Annotated in this window: 13 protein-coding genes; 12 read left to right on the top strand and 1 reads right to left on the bottom strand. The window is 35.7% G+C overall.

The genetic code is table 11. From position 1 onward, the window contains the following. The first annotated feature begins 12 nt into the window (after positions 1-12). The 5 genes from pglX to brxL all read left to right on the top strand — a co-directional run bounded on the left by pglX (position 13) and on the right by brxL (position 12,610). Positions 13-3,705 (top strand): BREX-1 system adenine-specific DNA-methyltransferase PglX, encoded by a 3,693-nt coding sequence (gene pglX / locus CIK00_RS03635; RefSeq protein WP_101767575.1) that lies wholly within the window; start codon positions 13-15, stop codon positions 3,703-3,705. A 78-nt stretch (positions 3,706-3,783) separates the two neighbouring features. After that, entirely contained in the window at positions 3,784-5,439 is a 1,656-nt protein-coding gene (locus tag CIK00_RS03630) for a hypothetical protein (protein WP_101767574.1), read from the top strand. A gap of 234 nt (positions 5,440-5,673) precedes the next feature. Next, positions 5,674-7,584, top strand: coding sequence for a DUF262 domain-containing protein (locus CIK00_RS03625; RefSeq protein WP_101767573.1), 1,911 nt, complete (start codon positions 5,674-5,676; stop codon positions 7,582-7,584). Positions 7,585-7,735: 151 nt separating this feature from the next. Next, positions 7,736-10,456 (top strand): BREX-1 system phosphatase PglZ type A, encoded by a 2,721-nt coding sequence (gene pglZ / locus CIK00_RS03620; protein WP_101767572.1) that lies wholly within the window; start codon positions 7,736-7,738, stop codon positions 10,454-10,456. A gap of 114 nt (positions 10,457-10,570) precedes the next feature. Next, positions 10,571-12,610 (top strand): protease Lon-related BREX system protein BrxL, encoded by a 2,040-nt coding sequence (gene brxL, locus CIK00_RS03615; protein WP_202820796.1) that lies wholly within the window; start codon positions 10,571-10,573, stop codon positions 12,608-12,610. A gap of 207 nt (positions 12,611-12,817) precedes the next feature. On the opposite strand, the gene CIK00_RS03610 is transcribed toward brxL, so the two are convergent. Then, a complete protein-coding gene (locus CIK00_RS03610) occupies positions 12,818-13,138 on the bottom strand; it encodes a helix-turn-helix domain-containing protein (RefSeq protein ID WP_101767571.1) in 321 nt (106 codons plus the stop codon). Between the two features lie 101 nt (positions 13,139-13,239). Here CIK00_RS03610 and CIK00_RS03605 point away from each other — a divergent pair, with 101 nt between their 5' ends. The 7 genes from CIK00_RS03605 (at position 13,240) to CIK00_RS03575 (ending at position 23,949) form a co-directional block, all read left to right on the top strand. Next, positions 13,240-13,764: a hypothetical protein gene (locus tag CIK00_RS03605; RefSeq protein WP_101767570.1), complete on the top strand. Its 525-nt coding sequence runs from the start codon at positions 13,240-13,242 to the stop codon at positions 13,762-13,764. Next, positions 13,758-15,140: a DEAD/DEAH box helicase gene (locus tag CIK00_RS03600; RefSeq protein WP_101767569.1), complete on the top strand. Its 1,383-nt coding sequence runs from the start codon at positions 13,758-13,760 to the stop codon at positions 15,138-15,140. The genes CIK00_RS03605 and CIK00_RS03600 overlap by 7 nt, the downstream gene beginning before the upstream one ends. 421 nt (positions 15,141-15,561) lie before the next feature. Then, complete coding sequence (locus tag CIK00_RS03595; protein WP_101767568.1) at positions 15,562-18,087, top strand: hypothetical protein; 2,526 nt, start codon at positions 15,562-15,564, stop codon at positions 18,085-18,087. A 134-nt stretch (positions 18,088-18,221) separates the two neighbouring features. Then, positions 18,222-18,665, top strand: coding sequence for a hypothetical protein (locus CIK00_RS03590; protein WP_101767567.1), 444 nt, complete (start codon positions 18,222-18,224; stop codon positions 18,663-18,665). Between the two features lie 539 nt (positions 18,666-19,204). Further along, complete coding sequence (locus tag CIK00_RS03585; RefSeq protein ID WP_373322872.1) at positions 19,205-20,395, top strand: ParA family protein; 1,191 nt, start codon at positions 19,205-19,207, stop codon at positions 20,393-20,395. Then, positions 20,395-21,480, top strand: a complete 1,086-nt coding sequence (locus CIK00_RS03580) for a ParB family protein (protein WP_167388505.1) — start codon at positions 20,395-20,397, stop codon at positions 21,478-21,480. The genes CIK00_RS03585 and CIK00_RS03580 overlap by 1 nt, the downstream gene beginning before the upstream one ends. A gap of 621 nt (positions 21,481-22,101) precedes the next feature. Next, positions 22,102-23,949, top strand: a complete 1,848-nt coding sequence (locus CIK00_RS03575; protein WP_101767564.1) for a ParB/RepB/Spo0J family partition protein — start codon at positions 22,102-22,104, stop codon at positions 23,947-23,949. Positions 23,950-23,975: the final 26 nt, after the last annotated feature.

The raw sequence follows: 23,975 nt of genomic DNA, 5'->3' as shown, positions 1-23,975 counted from the left end.
TTGAGAACAATAATGAACACCAACAAACTAAAATCTTATGCCCCAAAAGCTCGCTTAGCTTTTATAGACGCTGTGACTAAGCGTGCCGCTCACTTAGGTTTATACGCCGACCGCATTGCAGACATGACTATCGACGGTGATAGCGCCATTATCGAAGGACGTGTATTTACCCGTGAGCAAGGCCAGCAACGTAACCAATTGGTTAACCGCATTAAAGCCTTAGGTACCACTAACGACAAATTAGTATTAAAAGACGGTTTTAATCAGTTCATTAATGAAACAGCCTTTACGTGGTTTAACCGTTTTACGGCTATCCGTTACATGGAAGTAAACGAATACCTTGATCACGGCTACCGTGTATTAAGCAATGGTGTAAATGCAGAATTTGGCGAAGGGTTTGAGATTCTACCTCACGCTGCTGATGTTGCGGATGATCTTGGCTTAAACAAGTCAGACATTGTCGACATGCTATTAGACGGTAACAAAGAAGAAGAACTTTACCGCGCTATTTTATTAGGTCAGTGCCATCAACTGAGCGAAGCAATGTCGTTCATGTTTGAAAAGCTGGATGACGCCACCGAATTACTGTTGCCCGACAACCTAACCAAAACTGATTCACTATTAAAAAGCTTAATCAATGACATTCCAGAGGATAACTGGAAAGACAGTGAAACAGGCAAAGGTCAAATCGAAGTGATTGGTTGGCTATACCAATTCTACATCTCAGAACACAAAGATGCGGTTATTGGTAAAGTCGTTAAACGCGAAGACATTCCTGCTGCCACTCAGCTATTTACCCCTAACTGGATTGTTAAGTACCTTGTTCAAAACTCGCTTGGTCGTCAATGGTTAGCTACCTACCCTGACTCTGAATTAAAAGAGAAAATGGAGTATTACATCACCCCTGCCGAGCAAAGTGATGATGTAATTGAGCAACTAAAAGCGATTACGCCAACCAGCATAGACCCTGAAGAGATCAAAGTGCTCGACCCTGCTTGTGGTTCAGGCCACATCTTGGTTGAAGTCTATGAAGTGCTGCGTGAAATCTACCTAGAGCGTGGTTATCGCCTACGTGAGATCCCAGAGCTTATTCTTACTAAAAACATCTACGGGTTAGATATTGATGATCGCGCAGCACAAATGGCAGCCTTTGCCATACTAATGAAAGCACGTGAGGATGATAAGCGCATTTTCTCTCGTGACATCAAATTAAACATCCACTCTATTCAGTCGACTGAAAACCTAAACATTAACCAACTGTGGGCTGATTTAGATTTAGATGGCAACAAACAATCAGGAACAATGGGTGATCTGTTTGCAGAGCCACAACTAGAATTAGTGGAAGCATCGCCAAAGAACAAGGTTTACCTTGATTTATTGCGCTACTTAAAAGAGCCGTTTATTGATGCCAAAAACCTAGGTTCATTAATTGAGGTTGATAACCAACATCTAGAGTCTCTGACTAATCTGCACGAAAAGCTTGTTGATAAAGCACAAGGCAGTGAGCCAACCGAAAAAAATGCAGCAGAAACTCTACTACCAATTGTGGAACAAGCAATTATTCTAGCTCGTCAATACGATGTTGTTGTTGCAAACCCTCCTTACATGGGAAGCAAATACCAAACACCTCTTGTTAAAAAATATCTAAAAGATAACTTTCAAGGTTATGAAAAAGATCTTTTCTCGGCATTTATCATTCGCAACTTACAACTTACTCGCGAGCGCGGAGAGTTAGGTTTCATGACTCCATTTGTATGGATGTTTATCTCAAGTTATGAGCAACTTAGAGCTAAATTGATTGACGACGAGATAATCTCAACATTGATACAACTAGAATATTCAGGCTTTGATGGTGCAACTGTGCCTATTTGTACCTTCACACTAACTAAAGGCCATGTTGCTAATTATAAAGGTAACTACATTCGGCTGTCTGATTTCAAAGGGGCAGTAAATCAAGGTCCAAAGACATTAGAAGCTATAAAAAATAAGGATTGTGGTTGGTTCTTTAATGCGAAACCTGATGATTTCAAAAAGATCCCTGGAAGCCCTATAGCTTATTGGGTTAACTCAGAAGACTTTAAATTTTTCACTGATAATCCATGTATGTCTGAATATGCATCAGCCGTTAATGGAGTTCAAACAACTAATAATGATAAGTTTGTCAGACATTGGGCCGAAATTTGTCAGAAAAAATTAAATATAAAATGGTTCCCATATAATAAAGGAGGTTCCTTTAGAAAATGGTACGGTAATATTGAGTTTCTAATAAATTGGGAAAATGATGGCGAGGAAATTGGGAAAATAAAAAATTCTCGACGACGAGGGGATGAATTCTTTTTTCAAGAAGGACTTACTTGGTCGGACGTTACATCTGGAAAATTATCAGCACGATATTTACCCAAAGATTGTATTTTTGATGCTGCAGGACCATCAGCCTTCTTTGAACACAAAGAAAATATTCTCTATGGATTAGCTATGTTAAACACAAAATTTGCCAATGAATGGTCAAAGATACTTAATCCAACGCTACACTTTCAAGCTGGCGATTTTAAAAAAATGACATTATCAAAATCATATATTAAATCGAATGCAAATAAATTAGCTAAAAGTGCAGTTGCTATAACTAAAAGTGATTGGGACTCGAAAGAGATATCCCCTAACTTTAAGCAACATCCTTTAATCTATACTAATAATTCAGTGATTATTAAAAATTTATTTATGAGCTTAATATCATCTTATGAAAAGGCGATAAAAGAAATTTATGATATAGAGGAAGAAAATAATAAAATTTTCAGTGATTCATACAATTTACCTAAAAACGACAACTCCCCTAATATTAATGACATAACCTTGCACTGTAATACACAGCATAGATTTGGTCTAAGTTTCAATGACCCTAAAGCCCAACAATTAATACAGTGTGAAATTGCATCAGAATTACTTAGTTACTATCTTGGTAATATTATGGGCCGCTACTCCCTTGATCGCGAAGGCTTAGTCTACGCCCACTCAGGCAACAATGGCTTCAAAGAACTTGTAGCAGAAGGCGCATACCAAACCTTCCCTGCTGATGACGATGGTATCGTGCCATTAGCAGATGAAGAATGGTTGTTTGAAGATGATGCCACTACCCGCTTCCGTGAGTTTGTGAAAACGGTTTGGGGTGAAGAGCACCTACAAGAAAACATAGACTTTGTGGCTGAAAGCTTATGCCTTGATGCAATTAAGCCGAAGAAAGGTGAAAGCTCGATGGATACCATCCGTCGTTATTTCTCTACCCAATTCTTTAAAGACCATTTGAAGACGTACAAGAAGCGCCCTATTTACTGGCTATTTAGCTCTGGTAAAGAGAAAGCGTTTGAGTGTTTGGTTTACTTGCACCGTTACAACGAAAGTACCCTATCACGTATGCGTACCGAATACGTTACGCCGCTGATGGGCAAGTTAGAAAGCCGTAAGAACATTCTTGAAGATTCAAAAGCAACCGCAACGGGCGCAGAACAACGTGCGATTGACAAGGAACTGAAAACCATCGATAAGAAACAAGCTGAGTTGGTGAAGTTTGATGAAGAGTTGAAGCACCTTGCTGAAATGAAGATCACTTTAGATCTTGATGATGGCGTTAAGGTGAACTACGGCAAGTTCGGTAACTTACTCGCAGATGTGAAAGGTATTCACGGCAAAGCGCCAGAGAAGATTAAGTAGATTAATTTAATTAGTATTGGATATGCACAGCCTTCGGGCTGTGCTTTCTTTAATCATATTCAATAGGGAATATGTAATATGATCACTCGTTCTCAATCACCAGCTCTACCCCCTTCATCAATCAACTTACCTATCGAACAGCTTTTTGAACAGCAAACGAATTTATTTGAAATAAAACTTGCATCCAACTTTGGTTTATTCGCTAAAGATCGAGGTTTTGGATTTGCTACATTTTGTAGTTCAACTATTTCAGAAGATATTTTTGTACCACACCGCATCACTAAAAATATCCTTACAAATACACCATCTTTTGGGACTTCATTATGGGCAGAGGTTTCTTGCAAAAAAGAAGGCGCTAAAACTAAATATCGTATTGAATCTTTATGGAATGAACTTGGGGACGTAATTACTAACACCCCCAAAAAACATATCAAACAAGCGGCTTTATCAATCAAGTTGCTCCAAGAGCAAAAAGTCATTTCCTTTGAACCTAAACAGAAAGCAGATATTAACGTTCACAATGAGCAACTTATATTTACTTATGATGACTTTTTATCAGTAGCAAAAGAAAAACAACTTCAATACCGATTAAAACAAATTGGTAATCCAGATAAGGGATGGGATCGCCACAACACCATAGCTTATACCTATGCTGAATATTTCGTTGAGCGGTGGGCAAATCAGTATAAATTACCTGTACTGGATTATAATGAAACCAATCAATTTTCCCCCCAAGACTACAATATTAATGGTATCGATATTGATGTGAAATCTGTAATTGGTGTAGGCAGACGTAAAGGAACTCAATACAGCTCATTTACTGATGGAAATGAAGTATTAATAGGAGTTTACACCCATACTGACAAATTAAATGAGGATATGATTGAGCTATCAATTGATGGTGTTTTTGATCCTAAAAAATACCATCCTATTGATTTACAATTGAATTATCTAAAATTAAACACACCACCCAATGTATGTTATTTTTCATCACTTTATGATTATTTCTTGTCATCAAAAGACAATGCACACACACAACTAACGATTAACACTGCGTTAATTGTCTATGCTGCAAATATAAACGTAATACCATTGTTGCTCAAACTATGTTCTAAAACAGATCAAGAATATTTATTAAAAATGCTGATCACTAAACAAAATAGTTTATTGATTCCCATTATTTCAGAGTTAATTAAAAAAAATAGTACTGCGTTATTCCCTCACTATTTAGCTGATTTTATCATTCAGCAAACAGTACAAAAACAAGATCTTGATACAACAAACATCAAATATTTGTTAGAACTCATTACAATAATATCCCCAAGACAGAAACGTTTTATTTTAGATTTACTTAAAGCAAATGAAACATTACAAGCAGTACGCTGTCATTGGCATCCAGAAGAGACTATTGCTGATATGGGAATCGATATTTATTATGCCGATACATCTTCAGTGCCAACACTAAGAGCAATATGTGGCTGTAACCCTAAATTCAAAACCACGTTTTTCACCTACTCTTGGAAAACAAATGAAACACTATGCTATTCGAGTGATGATGATATCTGTGATCTTCCTAACTGCGGCTGCTTAATTCATCAATATAAAGACTATCATCTTGGTTCTGTCATTCTAGGAAAATCCTCTTGCACTAAATATGGTAAGAATAGCTACGAATCATGGTTAGCAAAACGTGAGTATCCTTATCAAAAAAGCTTCGTAACACACGCCAATTAATGTTTGTTTATTGAGCAGTTTTTTTACTGCTCTTTTCTACAGAAATTTAATTAAGCATCATGTTTTCATAAATTTAAGATTTAACTGTGACCTCAATTTGAATTATTAATAATCATATACTTACACACATTCCGAACGTGATACTGTTAACTAGAAAAGAATTAATACTCTCATAATCCTTTACTATAACTCACATTCAAACATACCCAGCGGGTAATGGTTCGGAGCCTATCAATGAAGCTACAAAGTTTAAGTGATATTTGTGAACGACGAATTCTGCGAATTCCAGATTATCAACGAGGTTATGCTTGGTCTAAACAGCAACTTGTTGACTTTTGGGAAGACATTGTCCAATTAGATCCTGAACGAGTCCACTATACTGGCGTTATTACACTTGAACCCGTTACTTCAATCTTATGGAGAAAATGGGAGCAAGATGAATGGATTATTGATGGGATGGGTTATAAACCCTTTTATGTCGTTGATGGTCAACAACGTTTAACAACATCTATGATCTTGATTCAAGCTATCATTGAATCTATAGACCCAAGCGTACAACTTAATTATCAATCTTTAGATAGCATTAGACAAAAATATATTCTGTTTAAAGCTGATGATAGACAACGTGAAAGTTTTATTTTTGGCTACGAAAAAGATAACCCTAGTGACGAATATTTAAAAACAGCGATCTTTAAGGAGCATTCTCATAGCAACCAACATCAAGAAACGTTATATACACAGAACTTAATTGCCGCAAAAAAATACTTTTTAAACCAATTATCTCAACATACGTCTGATGAGATAGCATTAATATATAAAAAATTAACTCAAAAATTAAAGTTTAATCTGTATGAAATTGATGAAGAAATCGATGTTTTTGTTACATTTGAAACAATGAATAACCGTGGTAAACCACTAACAAGCTTAGAATTATTAAAAAACCGTCTTATTTATCTTTCTACACTATTTCATAATCACGAAGGACATGCTGTTCTTCGTAACAAAGTAAATAGTGCATGGAAAACAATGTATGAATATTTGGGTAAAAACCCAGATGCACCACTAGATGAAAATCTATTTTTGCGTAACCACTGGACAATGTACTTTAAATATACTCGCAATAAAGGCGATGATTATATTAAATACTTACTTAATGACAAATTTACTGCGCGAAATGTAACACATCCTAAAAAGCAAAATGATCAAATTACTGTTGATGATATCAGTGACTATGTTACGAGCTTGCAAGAATCGATTCGTCATTGGTTCTATATCCACAATCCATACTTTTCACTAACAGATTACGATAACGAACTGAATAAACAACTTCTAAATCGTCTTGAACGATTAAGTTTTAGATCATTCAAGCCGTTAATATTAGCTGCTTTCGTATCAAAACAAACTATCGAAGATATTAATAAATTACTTATTGCAGCAGAGCGTTACAATTTTTCACTTTTCTCTTTAAGTCGTCGACGTTCTAATACTGGTGATACAGAATTTTTCTCAATGGCAAGAGACTTAGTCACGAAAGATATACATATTAATACTGCAGTTGATAATATTGATAGCTGGGTACACTACTACTATGACCCAGAAAAGTTTATGTACCATATATCAGAAAAATACGAACTTGATCACGGTGGTTTCTTTAAATGGGATGGCCTACGTTATTTTTTATATGAATATGATCAATGGCTTACTAGCCGTGGAAAACAATCAGTTCATAAACTAATATGGTCAGATCTTAAAGCTACAAAAAAAGATAATATAACTATTGAGCATATTTTCCCTCAAAATTGTAGTAACGAATACTGGCAAAAACGTTTTAATCATTTAGATAAGATACAAACTAGTTACCTTACCCATTCTTTAGGTAATTTAGTGCCTTTAAGCCGAGAAAAAAACGCTAGTTTACAAAATGATCCTTTTAACGATAAAAAGAATAACGGAAATGGCGTTGGTTATTACAACGGTTCAGCATCTGAAAATGAAATAGCTCAACAAGATGAGTGGTTGCCAGAACATATCTTTACTCGAGGTTTAGACCTATTCGACTTTATGGAAGAGCGGTGGCAAATAAAATTAGGCGATGATCAATTCAAAGCTAAATTATTACATTTGGATTTTTTAGTGAATCAATAAGTTAAAATAAAAGAGTAGTTTTCAACCTAATACCGCTCTTTTCATGAACTGGTACATGGTAACTCAACCGCGATTTTCATTTATCAAAGTGGTAAACTTACTCAGTTTACCACTTTAATTCAGCCATTCTGATAGGCGATGCAAAACTACAATGAATAACGATCAAATCATTAGCGGCCTTCTAGCCAAATTTAAAAAAAATCGTATTGTCTTTTGGCAAGATACAGACTGTGAGTTCAATGAACTTATTGAAAATCTAGCACTAGAAACACCATACACTGATACTCAAGTAATTAGCTTAGATGCGCTGTCACATCTTGAAGTTAAGCATCGTATTGAGTTGCTAGAACCAGAAACAGCCTTTTTATTGTATAGCAATCGCCAGCCCAATGAGCCTACGCGAGATTGGTTATACGATATTAGGCTTTATGCGCAACAATTCTATGCCGATAACAGCTCAATGATCCTTAATGATATTGGTATGAACATGGAGTTCCGCCCTGTCATTAGCAAATACAAAACGTTTTTTGCGAATAAGCAGCGCGTTACTCGTCTGAAAAAAATTCTTCCTCCGTCAGCTGGTGAGCAAGAACTTGAGCTTGCATTAATTGCTGCCGTATTAAAAATTGATACACCTACATTTAGCAATATCTTACAAACACTACTCGCACAACTGGCAGATAATTTCGGATCACAAGAGTTACTCGCTGAATTAAATAAATTCAACTTAACCGATGCATTCTGGTCATTTGTTTATCATGAATTGGGCTATATCATTGAATCAAATGATGAAGACTCTCCAAAAGAACCCTCATTACAAGATCTTACAGTAAAACTATTATTCACTGAGTGTTATCAATCACTTATTAATAGTGGCTGTGCTAAAAGTGATGATGTGATAAGTCGATTCACTTCTCACCTATTACCGATGCCAACCCTTGAGCAGCTTGAAGCTGGCTATACCGCCGAGCGTGTGGGAATGAACTCTGCAAGACGTGCTCACGTGGTAAACTTTGTTATCCAATACCGTGAAAGTCGTACGTATCAAAATAGCTATAATGAATTAGCACATCAGATCGAAACTGATTACGAAATTGCTGATAAACTAAAACAAATTCAAGATCCTAAAAAACTACATTTAGTTGAAACGTTCGAATTTGCAGATAAACAGCTATCGATATCCTTAATCAAGCAGATTTCAACATTGGATAGTGAAGACTTAAATAACTTAATTTCACATCGATTAAAAACACATTGGTGCCAAACTAACTTAAGTAATGTCGACACAAAATACGGTAATGTGTATCTCGCGATCAAAGCTGCTAAGCAATTCTATTCGTTAAAAGAAAAGTATATTGACGGCTTTAATTATGAATCAGCTAAAGATCTATATAAAGCTTATGAAAATGACCTATTTTTATTCGATATGGCTTATCGTAATTTCTGTGAAAATGCGAACCAAATAGCCCACCAAGGTTCTGATATTTTCAAAACTCTCGGCTTAGTTGATGATATTGAAAAGCTTTATGTCAATTGGTACTTACATGATCTTGCTATCGTTTGGGGCAAGCTTGTCGATAGTGAAAAACTGCTAGATCATTGGAAGATCAATGGTGTATTTAATCAATACGATTTCTATAACAATGAAGTCGAGCGTATATTCCAATCAACTCAAATTAAACGCGTCTTTGTAATCATCAGTGATGCACTTCGTTATGAAGTCGCACATGATATACATGAGCAGATCAATAAAGAAAAACGCTTTAAATCTACTATTAAATCACAACTTGGCGTTGTTCCTAGTTATACCCAGTTGGGTATGGCCGCCCTACTTCCACACCAAGAACTAACTGCTCATATTGGTAAAGACATTAAATATAAAGCAGATGGTTTAAGTGTTCATGGTCTTGAAAATCGTAATGCTATTCTTGAGAAGTACCAAGGAATTGCAGTTAAGGCTTCAGATGTTATTGAATGGACGAATGAACAAGGCCGTAAAGCAGTGGCTGATGCTAAGGTTGTTTATATTTATCACGACCAAATCGATATGACAGGTGATAAAGCCGGTAGCGAGCATAAAACTTTTGATGCATGTGCTACTACGATTGAAGAAATACGACTACTTGTTGAACGGATCATCAATAAGCTTAACGGCAATAGAATCTTAATTACGGCAGATCATGGATTTTTATTTAAATCTAGTGATGTTACAGAATCAGATAAAACTGCATTATCTGTAAAACCTGTTGGTACAATTGAAGCTAAAAAACGCTACTTAATTGGACAAGAGCTACCAGAAGATAACTTCTATTGGAAAGGTAATATCGCAACAACAGCTAACCTCTCAAGCAATAGTGATAATGTTGAATTTATCGTTCCTCGTGGTTCAAATAGATTTAATTTTGTAGGCGGTGCTCGATTTATTCATGGTGGCATTATGCCGCAAGAAATCTGTGTACCTGTTTTACGTATTAATCATTTAAAAACAGATAAACAAAAAACAACAGCAAAACAAAAAGTTGGGGTTGTACCTTTAAGTAGTAACCTGCGATTAGTTACACTTAGCGAAAAGATTGAATTTCTTCAAACAAATCCAGTTGGTGAACAATATAAAGAACGTAACTTACAAATCTGGATCGAAGACCCACAAAAAAATATAGTTTCAAACAAAACACAAATAATGTTTGACTCTACTGCAGCAAGTTCAGATGAGCGTAAACGCAATATTATTTTAACGTTAAACGGCACTGGGTTCGATCGTACTCTTCCTTATAAGTTAGTTATGTGGGATACAGAACAAGCTGAGCCGTTAGCGATACATTCAGTCACTATCGATTTAGCTATTCAAGATGATTTTGATGACCTTTTTTAATGGAACATATTCATGATTAATGATAATAAAACAACCGATAATCATCATTCTCACTGCATTGATAATGAAGATAGTTCTATCTTTCAAACTTACGAAGAGAAAATTACGCAAGAGATAAAAGAAGTGAAAGATATCGATCTTGATGATCTAATAACAACTGAGTTTAAAGGTCGCGTTGTACGCAAAGATCTGACAAAACAACTTAAAGAAGGGGCAAATGTCCCTGTCTACGTACTCGAATATTTACTCGGTATGTATTGTTCTGCAACGGATAACGATCTTATTGATGCTGGTATGAGTCGCGTTAAGAAGATCTTAACAGACAATTATGTTCGTCCAGATGAAGCTGAAAAAGTAAAGTCACTGATCCGTGAGCGTGGAACACATAAAGTCATTGATAAAATTTCAGTTAAGCTAAATCAAAAGAAAGATATCTATGAAGCTAGTTTATCTAATTTAGGTATTAAAGACGCTGTTATTCCTGCCAATATCGTCAAAGAAAATGAAAAACTACTAACTGGCGGTATTTGGTGCATTGTTACACTTAGCTACTTTTTTGAAGAAGGACAGAAAACATCTCCTTTCTCAATTTTTAGCCTTAAAGCAATTCAAATGCCATCAATGAATATGGACGAAGTCTTTAATGCTCGTCGCCATTTTTCAATGGATCAATGGCTTGATTTATTACTTCGCTCAATTGGGATGGAGCCAACTAACTTAGAACAACGGGCTAAGTGGCATCTTTTAGCGCGTATGATCCCTTTCGTTGAGAACAATTATAACGTTTGTGAACTTGGTCCGCGAGGTACAGGTAAGTCTCACGTCTATAAAGAATGTTCACCAAACTCACTATTAGTATCTGGTGGGCAAACAACCGTTGCAAACCTTTTCTATAACATGGCTTCTCGCCAAGTTGGTTTAGTGGGTATGTGGGATGTAGTTACATTTGATGAAGTAGCAGGTATTCGCTTCAAAGATAAAGACGGCATCCAAATAATGAAAGATTATATGGCATCTGGTTCATTTAGCCGTGGCCGTGATTCTATTGAAGCCAAAGCATCAATGGTTTTCGTCGGTAATATAAACCAAAGTGTTGAGACGCTGGTTAAAACTAGTCATTTATTAGCTCCATTCCCTTCTGAAATGATTGATGCTGCTTTCTTTGATCGCTTCCATGCCTATATCCCTGGCTGGGAAATACCTAAAATGCGCCCTGAGTTTTTCACGAATCGTTTTGGACTTATCACTGATTACCTCGCTGAATACATGCGTGAAATGCGTAAACATGCTTTTGCTGACGCGATTGATCAGTTCTTTAAACTTGGTAATAACTTAAACCAACGTGATGTTATTGCTGTCCGTAAAACAACATCTGGCCTACTAAAACTGCTTGTCCCACACGGTGAATACACTAAAAATGAAGTACGTACATGTCTTATTTATGCATTAGAAGTACGTCGTCGAATTAAAGAACAATTGAAAAAAATTGGTGGAATGGAGTTTTTCGATGTTAATTTTTCATATATTGATAACGAGTCCCTTGAAGAATTCTTTGTTAACGTACCTGAACAAGGCGGTTCTCAAATTATTCCCCCAGGAACACCAAATGCAGGTGTAATCCACTTTGTTAGCCAAGGTACCGCAGGTAAACTAGGTGTTTATCGCATTGAAACCCAAAAGACTGCTGGTAATGGAAAATTAACAACATCAGGTCTTAGTTCTGACATGGAAGCAAAAGAACAAGTAAAAGTTGGGTTTGATTATTTCAAAGGGAATTTGTCACGTATTGCAGCAAATAATCAATATTCAGATCATGAGTTTCATCTGCACTTTGTTGATTTACAAATGTCAGGTAACTCACATAAATCAAGTTTAGCGTCACTCATCGCTAACTGTTCCAGCTTGCTTAGTAAGCCGATGCAAGAGTCTATGGTTGTGCTTGGCTCTATGACATTAGGTGGCGTAATTAATCCAGTACAGGACCTTGCAGGCTCAATGCAGGTAGCATTAGAAGCCGGAGCTACTAAAATTCTTATTCCAATGGCTTCTGCAGCAGATATTCCAACTGTACCAGCAGAAACATTCACCAAGTTCCAAGTAAGTTTTTATAGCGATCCTATTGATGCTGTATATAAAGCGCTAGGTGTAAATTAACATGATGTTACCAGTAGATAATCAATCTATTATCTACTGGTAAATTTTTTATATAACCACTTCAAACAGACAAAATAAATAAAACTTCATTAATACTTATTTAATCCCGTACGTAAACCAATCAAGACTTACCTCTTCCCTTTTGTCACTAGGTTCAATATGACATTTAAAGTGATCAATTAACTTCATCACCGAAATATAAAAACTTTAATTCTCATCTAACTGAATTTTTTCAATGATATCCACTAATTGATTTTTATGCTTTTCAGACAATTTTGATATCGCAAGAGCAAGCTTTGCTGATAAATCATCCTCACAGAAAAAATAATTTAACGGAACACCTAACTCATCAGCGATTAACTTTAAAGTCTGCACATCCGGTGCATGTTTTCCTTTCTCATACTGATTCATTCGAGAACTTGCTGAGCTTTCGTCCATACCAATTCTTACTCCCAATCCCTTTTGGGAGAGTTTTGCTTTTTTACGTGCCTCTTTGAGACGCACTGGGAGTGGGTTTTGAAACGACACTTATTGTTCATATCTCTAAGCTCAATGTTATTAAGATTTTCTTAGTTTTACTGATTTCTGTATACTCAGCAATCCTGAGTTTTTTATTTTACGAGTAATAAATGAAACGTTCTAATAAAATCAGTCTTTTAATGACTAAGTTATTGATTAAAAATGCTCTTGATGGTTTTACAGTAATGGAATTAAGAGATGCCTCTATTAACACTGAAGGTATTAGCTCAGATTTAGAAGAAGCACGTAAAAAAGTTTATCGACAAATATATCGTTTTGAAAAGAATAATTGGTTACGAAGTGAAGGCTCTGGACAAAAGAAGCGTTACTTCCAAACTGAACTTTTTAAAAAATCGTTTTTAACGACCCAAAAAGATGAAATTGAAGCTAATACACAAGCTACTTATGATTATTCCATTTTGAATATTGAACGTAACCAGTACAAAGGAGAATTAGAGATCGTTCTTGGAGAAATTAAAGAATATAAGGCTCTTAGATGTCGTTTTCCTGAATTAGAATCAAAGGTTATTCCATTGCTTGATAACTCAAAAGAACGTGCGGCGCACTTACTTGGAAAAGTAAATGTACTATCAAATATTCTCAATGTTATCTCAGAAGGCAAACAAGCATGTTAAGAGCTTGGCAAATAGAATGTATAGATCTTGCACTTGATAAATACAAATCGAACAAAAATCATTTTTTTTGCCAGGCAACACCTGGAGCTGGAAAAACAGTTCTAGCGGCAACTATAGCAGTTCGTTTATTAGCAGAAGATATGGTTGATCTTATTTTATGCTTCTCTCCTTCACTTACTATTTCTGATGGCATAAAACAGACTTTTTCACGAACACTCAATTGCACTTTTAATGGTGGATTAGGTTCAATTGGACAATCATTAACTTATCAATCAATACAATATATTCATGATGATTTTTGGCATACATTACAAAATCATAAGGTTTTTGTTGTTTTTGATGAAATCCATCATTGCTCCGGTTCGGAAATCGAACAAGGTAATGCTTGGGGACAACAAGTATTAACTAAAATTCAGAAATTAGCGACATTTACACTTGCGATGTCTGGAACGCCTTGGCGTTCAGATTCATTACCAATTGTATTGAGTGAATATAGAAATCCAGAAGGCAAACTTATTGTTGATTATCAATACACCTTAAAACAAGCCATTGCTGATAATGTATGTAGGGCACCAAAAATTGTTTTAATTGATAATGAACATTTATCCATTACTAATAATAAACAAGTCGAATCCTTTTCTTCTATTTTAGAAATGTTAGAACAAACAAAAACGTCTTATCGAAGTGTTATACATAACCAAGAAGCAATAGAGTATCTACTTGATATTGCATGTAAAAAATTAACTAGCATTCGTTTACAATCACCAAATGCTGGAGGTTTAGTCGTTGCGTCGTCAGTACAACATGCTCAAACAATTAAAAAGATTTTATGTCAGAAATACAACCAAACCGTCTCTATCGTTACTTATCGTCACGAAGATCCTTTAACTGAAATTGAATGTTATCGTAAAAATAATAATCAATGGATTGTTAGTGTTGGTATGATTAGTGAAGGGACCGATATCCCTAGACTCCAAGTATGTTGCCACATGAGTTCTGTAAAAACAGAGTTATATTTTCGGCAAGTTTTAGGTCGTATATTGCGAGTAAGCGACGCACCCAATCAAATAGCGTGGTTATTTACATTTGCCGAACAGAATCTCATTGAATTCTCAGAGAATATTGAAAGAGATATACCTAATACATGTTCGTTAACAAAAATGAATGAAGAACTTAAATACAATAAGTATAAAAAACAAGATAGATTAAATGATAATGATTTAATGCAAATAGTAAATTTAGACAATATTAGCTTTGAATGGAACTCTACGGCTACCAATAATTCTAATTTATCTATTACACAACAATCAATTAGTAAAATAGAGTTAGGCACTTTTAAACAGCGTGTAATATCTGCCTTTATGACAGGCTACTAAAGAATTTATTATGACAGTGATGCTTGTACTAACAAAACAAGCATCATAAAAGAGATTATTTAGATAAAAAACACCACTTCAGTCCAACAATACCACGACCACGCATAATAAATTTTTGACCTCTTTCGTCATTCTCTACAGCGAATACCTGCGAGGGCGATAGGGAATCTAATGTTTGAAACATAACCACTTCATTAATGAGATTGGTATAATTTAAGCAACTAGCTCACCTCAGTCTGCAAAAATAAAACTCAAAAAACGCCCAACTTTTCACTTCAATAAATATAGGAACATCATTACATTTTTGATGTTTTTTGTTAAGAACAAATAAAAAATCAAACTTAACCTACTGTTTTAATTTAATTAAAATGGATAGTATAACGGCTAACAAAAAAAGCTTACACATAAAGGCAAAACTTACATGTTTTCAACGACTTGCCACGAATGGCACCGACTAGGATTAAAAAAGCGTACTGCCGTTGTCATACCAAATCATCTAGTTGAACAGGTAGCGAGAGAGTGGTTACACCTTTACCCTACAGAACAACTTTTAGTATTGTCTACCGACGATATGAGTTCAAAAAATCGTATCAGCACACTGAACAAGATCAAGACAGGTTCAAAGATTGTCATTATCCCACAATCAACATTTAAGGCAATACCATTACCAGTAAGCAAGGAAAAGGAAATTCTCGAAGAAGAAATAGAGGCAACTAGAGACGCAGTTGAAAAATTATCATCAAAAAAATTCAATGTGAAAAAAATGGAGACGTCTTTAAAAAATCTTGAGTTCAAACTTAACACCTTAATTAATCGTAAGGCGAAAACAACAGAACTAGATTTTGAGGATTTGTTGTTCGACTCAATTATTGCGGATGAAGCACAATCTTATAAAAACCTACAATATCAAACAGTAGCGTTAAGTGGCGTTCGTGGTTTAGGAAACTCTAACGGTTCTCAACTTGCTTTCGATATGTACTGCAAAATTAGATTTTTAAGTGACAAGTATGAACATGCAGGCGTTTTATTTTCAACGGGAACACCAATCTCAAATAGTATTGCTGAAATTTTTACGGTTCAGCGCTTCTTGGATTATAAAAATCTAAAAAATATGGGATTACATCACTTAGATGCATGGGCGAATCTTTACGCATCCGTAACTTCTGAATTTGAAATATCACCATCAGGAACAGGATTTAAACCGACAACACGACTTAGAGCGTTTAATAATTTACCTGAATTATCAGCAATGTATGGGTGTATAGCTGAAACAGTAACGGCAAGTGAGCTTAATGAATACCTACCTTGCCTAGATGGTGGTTATCCAATGATCCCACCGTTGAAAGGTGGTAAGGCACAAACAATTTTTGTTGATCCATGTGAGACACAAAAATATTTTATCGATAAATTAGCAGACAGAGCAAAGGATTTTAGAAATTCACCAATCAATAACGATAATATGTTACTCGTCATGTATCACGCTCGATGTGCAAGTCTTGACATGCGTATACTGGACTCAAGCGCCCCTGTAAACTCAAACAGTAAAGTTATTGCTTGTGCTGATAAAGTCAAAGAACTTTACACACAATACAACGCGGAAAAAGGAACTCAAATTGTATTTTGTGATCTTAGTGTTCCGAATAAAGATAAAAAAGCACTTAAAGCCAAAATCATAAAATTAAAGGCATTAGCCGATAACGGGGATGAAAAGGCACTGCTCGAACTAGATACAATCGGTTTTGATCAAATTGAATCCGTTAACTCCAACTTCTCGATCTATGATGATTTAAAGCAAGAGTTACTAAACAGAAATATTCCTGAAAATGAGATCGCTTTTGCTCAAGATTACAGGACACCACTATTAAAAGAAGAATTACACTTACAATTAAACTCAGGCGTTAAACGTGTTGTTATTGCTAGTACGACACTGTTAGGTACAGGCGCTAATATCAATAAAAAAGGTGTTGCCGTTCATATGCTCGACCCAACTTATAAGCCAAGTGATATGGAACAGAGGGCAGGACGTATTATCAGACAAGGAAACACATTGTATGAAAGTGATCCTGCAAACTTTAAAGTTAATGTTATTTACTACGCTACCCGTAACAGCCTAGATAGCTTCTTATACCAAACGTTAGAAAATAAAAGTAAGTGGATCGAGGCTTTTAGAACAGCAAAATTAGACGAGCGTACTATTTCAGATATAGCATCCGATTCACTTACATTTGCTGAAATCAAGGCAGAAATCAGCGGAAACGTTCTTATTCTTGAGCATTTGCAGCTTAACAAGGAGATCACTAAACTTGAAACACAACAAAAACGCCATTCTCAACAACAACACCACTATCAAGATAGTTTGAGTAAAAATGAGGCGTTAGCAAACAGACTTATTAATACTCTAAAAGATATTGAATCTGATATTCAGTCTTACGAAAAGGCAAAGAATACTGATAGTAAAATAATTAATGCAACATTTAATAATGTTATGTTCCAAGACAAGAAAGACGTATCAGAGCATTTATTTATGAAATGGCTTGATTTCCGTTATAAGGCTGGTCACTCAACTCGTGACGTTGAGAGTGGTAATGTTTTAACTATCGCGGGATTTAATATTAATTTTGAAAAAACTGTTAATTGGAATAGAGATCAATACACGGTTAACGTTACAGGTAAAACAAGTTACTCGATTGAAATTCAAGATGTAACCGAAATTAAACTAATAAATGTAGTTATGTCTATTCTTAATAATCTAACGTCCACTTTGGAATTTAACAAACGACTTCATGAAGATACATTGAAAGACATTGTTACTGCCAATGAAAATATTGGCAAAGAATTTATTTATCTTGATAAATTGATCGGTGTGCGTAAACGTCTTATTGAGGTAGAGCGTGAACTTATAGGTATTCAGGATGATGAATTAGAACAGAAACAAAAAGTAGCTTAATTACAATTGCACTTTCAGGAACGGATAACATTAAAGTCTAAGTAACGGTTATTGCTATTACTTAGGCTTTTTTAATTGCATTTTTTTAGTCATTAACTAACAATTACTACAACTTCAACGAATAGCGTTTAAAAATGAAAATTTTAACTGTATCGATTGCTATATTGTTAGGTGGATGTAGTTCACTGACGACACCACACCTTGTTAGAGATATGTCTAAAAATGAGGTTCAATTCATCAAGACCACTGGTAAAACTTGCCCTGTATGTAGTAATGCACTTACAGCAATAAATCAGACGATCAGACGTAAATGTTTAAAAACATTAACAGTTAACGAAATGAAAAAGATGCAGGATAACAGCTCATTGTATAGTTTTGTTGTTGCTCTCAACTCTTTAAACCCTCCAATGGAATACACAGCTAAAATAGCCATTAATGGTATGGATTGTTTAAATTATAACGACGGACTCTACAAAACGGCATTACCCATTTACAAGCAAAACATAAAAGACAGAAAACAACAAGCATCGAATCAGCAACATCTTGATCAATGGTTGCAAGCCGTTATGCGAATGTGAAGCAACCCACTATTCATGGGTAGTCGTCCACTATTCATGGGTAGTCATTATTGATTAACTAATGATTGGTAACGCTTCATTTGCAACCAAAATATTATTAACAATAATCATGGTTGGAGACTTACGATTTATTATGATGCCGACAAAAAAGCCGAACTCAATATTAGTCCGGCTTTTCTGTTACGATAAATTTAAAAATATTGCTGTAATTTCTCTTTGCATTCTTCCGTTATTGCCTTACGAACTTCAGAACTCTTATTGAATGGCAGTAATGATGGACAACGAATTAGGCGCTTTAAAATGTATGTTAATGACAACAAATTTGTTTCATCTATTTCTTCCACAATGTACTTGTGTACTTTTCTGATAGTATCAAACTGAATATCAATTGATTCGTAATTAATGGGTTTCACCTCGGCCTGGAACTTTCGCGTGTTTTCGTTAAAATCACATTTTCACGATTTATATCAATACTCACACTTTTTGTTGGTAACTTACTAAAGTGTGGTACTATAAATTCATCATTACATTGGAGCTATATCATGTCACGTAAAATTACAGACGTTTTTGGCAAGTTAAGTGAAGGTGCTCGTGCTTATAGAGAGGCACGAAATTCATCATTATTTGAAGGCAATCAAAAAGCGCCCAGAACATTTACAAAGCAAGAGACTCTAGACTATCTGCAAAATCCTAGTCATCGTACAGTTGATTCTTATGTTCAACACCTTGGAATAGATCCAAAACGTCATGACCATTCAGCTTGGATGCTTGATATTAATGAGGTGTATTCTTTACGTAATTCATTCCCATCAAATGTAAGAAAGTTTAACGATAAATTTGAACGTGCTGATAAAAAATGCCAAGTTATTGTTATTCAGAATCAAAAAGGTGGAGTTGGTAAAACAGTCACAGCTGTAACAACTGCAAGTGGTTTAGCGACTGAGTATCATGAGGAATATCGTATTGGATTGATCGATCTTGATGGCCAATCAACAGCAACGATGTATTACACTCAAAATACGGATGATCATTTATCTATTGGTGATTTAATCACTAATAGTTATGAGCTGGATGATAATGAAACAGAAGTAGATGCAATTAAAGATGCATTTCAACCGACATCAATTCCAAATCTGCGTATCTGTCCTGCATCGCAACGAGATAGAGGCGTTGATGGCTGGTTTCATAAACAATTAGCTGCTGGTCACTTGGATAGTCCATATAAACAACTTGAACGCATAATAGATGCTGTTAGAGATGACTTTGACGTTATTATTATTGACACCCCTCCTTCGTTGTCATTCATTACATTAAATGCATATTATTCGGCAAGTGCTGTAATTTTCCCTCTTGGCGCAACAGAAAATGACATGGACGCAACATGTGGTTATTTTGAGTGCATCAATGAAGTTGCTGATATTTTGGACTCAGCCGGAGGTCACAAAGGTTACGATTTTGTTCGTGTGTTGATTACAAACTATAAAGAAGATACTGCATACATTCAAATGGCGAACAAAATACATAAGTTTTTTGGGGAACATGTGTATTCGACAGAATTTAAGCACTCTATTGCTGTACGTGAGTGCTCATCTTATATGTGTACGTTGTTTGATATATCGAAAAGCGAATATCCTAAAACTAAATCATCCTTTGCATCTGCAGTAACAAATGCGTATTCAGTTGTAAGTAAAATACACTCAGACATAGTTACTGTATGGGAGTCAAAATAATGGCAAAACCTCGCGGTCAAGGTAGCATTGTTGCATCTGCTGCAACACCTGAATATATTGAGCAGCAAAAAATAAAAGCGGCAGTAAAGGGTTTGAGTGATTTTTCTGCTTTAACTGAATCTCAACAGTTAGAATTGTTACAAGAACGATTTGGCGATCGTTTCACATCTAAGAAATCATTTCAGTGGACGTTAAAATCTGGTGAGACTCGCACGTTTTATGAAATAAATGTGCCTTATGAAGATCTTGAAGCAAAAACGACAGTCACTTTTGAAATTAATGGACGTGAGCAATCATTGTTAACAACAGTGACACTATCAGATCTCGATTCCATGGAGATTCAACAGCATTATCCTGCCATTGGTTATTATAATGAAGAGGGTAAAATTGACTATGCCGATGGTTCTAGACGTAGAAAGCGAGTCATACTCTCTAATGGTAAAATTCCATTTTTAAAGTCATGGGTAACTGATGAACCGATCAGCTTATCTGATGCTCGTGCACTGGCAAAAGATTTACAAACAGCCAAAGAGCATAATCTTTGGGAAATTGGCCAAATGGCCAAAACATATCAACAAAAACAACCTGGTATTACGCAAGATGCGATAGCTAAATTATTGGGATATAGTCGTACTAAAATAAATCGCGCGCTAAAAGCAGTGATGGTAGATGGACGTATCATTGCTTTATTTACGGATGTTAGTGAATTATCTCATGCAGACTATGATGTACTGATTAAAGCACAAGAGAAAGCTATAGATCGTAATGAGCTAGATGATGAAATTGAGATATTAAAAATTGATATAGCTGAGCATTATAAAAAACCTGATTTTGATAGTCCCTATAATTTAATCATTAAAACATTCAAAGCATATTTGTTAGCGAAAAAACCAAAAAAAACTGTGATTAAATTTAATGATATTGAAAAATTTGCTGACAAAAATACTTTTGCGAAAGTCAAAAAAGAAAAACAAAAAGTAACATATACATTTAGTCGTTTATCTGCTGAATTTACAAATAAGCTTGAGCAATTTATCAAGCAAGAGCTTAAAGATGAAATAGAACGCAACGATAAAGACAAATAGAAGAGAGGTTGCCTATAGGCAACCTTTTTTATTTGCACTACTTGTTTTTTTTGACGTAACTCATTGATGTTAAATGAATTATTGGTGGAATTTATTGGATTGTGCAAGGTGGAATCCCTTCTTAATCTTATCATTTATCCTTTTAATGATGAAAGATATAACGCATCCAGAGGAAGGTCGGGGTATTTGTCTGACCTTTTTTATTACATCGTATCACCCCTGATACGATGTAATGCACCAACGAATCGTATCACCCCCTGATACGATGTAATGCACCAACGAATCGTATCACCCCTGATACGATGTAATGCACCAACGAATCGTATCACCCCTGATACGATGTAATGCACCAACGAATCGTATCACCCCTGATACGATGTAATGCACCAACGAATCGTATCACCCCCTGATACGATGTAATGCACCAACGAATCGTATCACCCCTGATACGATGTAATGCACCAACGAATCGTATCACCCCCTGATACGACCTACTGTAAGCACACTACAACAAAAAACACTATTCCCCTACCCACTAGCGCAGATCAAAAAGCATGTAAAAATAGATACAGAACGAGGCAACGTCCTCCCTTATTTTGATGGATATGTAGAGATTTAACGATGAACAAGAATATTGTTACAGATGCTAATTTTGACTTTTCTAAGATTGCTAATGGTGCTGCTATACGAGTTGACCCAACAATCATTGATGATCTATCTATCGGTGGAAATCACCGTCGTAATGAGTCTCGTAGCGAGGAGTTTCTTGATTCAATTAAAACAAAGGGCATTCTTCAATCTCTAACCGTTCGTCCTAATCCACTTAATAAAAACCGCCTTGAACTTTGTGCTGGTTACGGTCGTAGAAACGCAGCAATACAACTTGGTATTTCTAATGTACCAGTCGTTGTTTTTCACTACAACGACAAAGAGGCGTTAGAAGCTCAACTTGCAGAGAATAAACAGCGTTCTGATATTTCGATTGTTGATGAAGCTGATCTTGCTCAGTCCTATTATTCGCTTACCAATGGGGATTTAAAGCAAGCAGCTCTAACGCTCGGGGTTAGTGAAGCGGTATTTCGTGACCGCTTACAGTTAAAGCGTTGCACCGAAGCTGTTCTGGACGCATTAGCAGATCCCTCAACTCCTGTTACTGCTGGTCATGCGTTAGTGTTATCAACGTTTGATGAAAAAATGCAAAACATCACTCTTGATGCAATCATCAAAGATCCAAATACGTACACAGTCAAAGAGTTAAAGATTCGAGCGTCAAAACGTTTACTGCCACTTGCTAATGCCCCATTCAATAAGACCGAGTGCGCGACTTGTATTCATAATACGGGTGAACAATTATCACTAATGGCATTTTGTGATGATAACGATTCAGATCAGAAATGTTCAAACCCTGCTTGTTTTGATAAAAAAGCTAAAGAGTGGGTTGCTACCACACGAAAATCAGCAATCGAAGAAAAGTACGGAAAGACGATTTTGTGGGATGTAAAACCAGAATCAGATCGTATTGAAGTTAAAACTGATGCTGTGGGTGAGCAACAATATAACGGAGGCTGCTTAAACTGTGAAAACAAAGTGAATGTTGTAGACGACAGACCGATGCGGTGGGGTAATTTCTTGCTTAACCAATGTATCGACACCGACTGTTACAAACAATGTGTACGGAAACGCCAAGAGAAAGAAGCCGAAGAAGAACGATTGCAGATAGCGGCAGATAAAGAGAAAGAAAACGCTCAAAAAGCCGCAGCCGATGAAAAATCTCGTTTATATCGTGAAATGCTATCAGGCGGTGATTGTTCTATCAAAGAAATGCACGATACCGTCAAAACCATTGATCAAGGTGTTGATGATGTAGTTAAACAACAACAGCAACAGATTGATGATGTTAAAAACGAATATGAAATTACAGCGAAACAATCGACAGGACAGCAACAAGATAATCGACTGGTTTTACGTACTGCTAGTGCTAAACGATTAAGTAATGATCCTCAATTTCGTATGGCTCTTACATTAGCGAGTCTTGCTCATTCTACTGGTTATAAGGAATTAGGCTCTCATTCGTCACTTACTCAACTTACAGCAACATGTATGAAATTATCAATTAAAGATATTCAATTACACATGACTCGTGCCGTTGAGTTTTTCGCTTATGAAAGTGAAGCGAATAATGCGACAGATTTAATGATTCACGTACTATCACAAACAGATGATAGCAAAACGTTAGCAAAAAATGAGTGGCAACCAACTGATGCTCGATTATCTATTTATAACATCGCACAGATTAAGCAATTGTGTAGTGCAAGTGGATTTGCTGTAGCTTATGAACAACAAAATGGTGATGGTTCTTTTGATAAGTTGTTTAAGATGAAAAAAACAGATATTACAAAAAAAATATCGTCTTTCAACTACGACTGGACGGACTTTGCTCCTAAAACGCTAATTAAACAACTTAAATAGTACGAGTTGCGCGTATAGAAAACCAT

This window comes from Photobacterium carnosum (assembly GCF_002849605.1).
GTDB classification, from domain to species: domain Bacteria; phylum Pseudomonadota; class Gammaproteobacteria; order Enterobacterales; family Vibrionaceae; genus Photobacterium; species Photobacterium carnosum.
The sequence above is the reverse complement of the archived record's forward strand: the minus strand, read 5'-3'. Positions and strand labels throughout refer to the sequence as shown.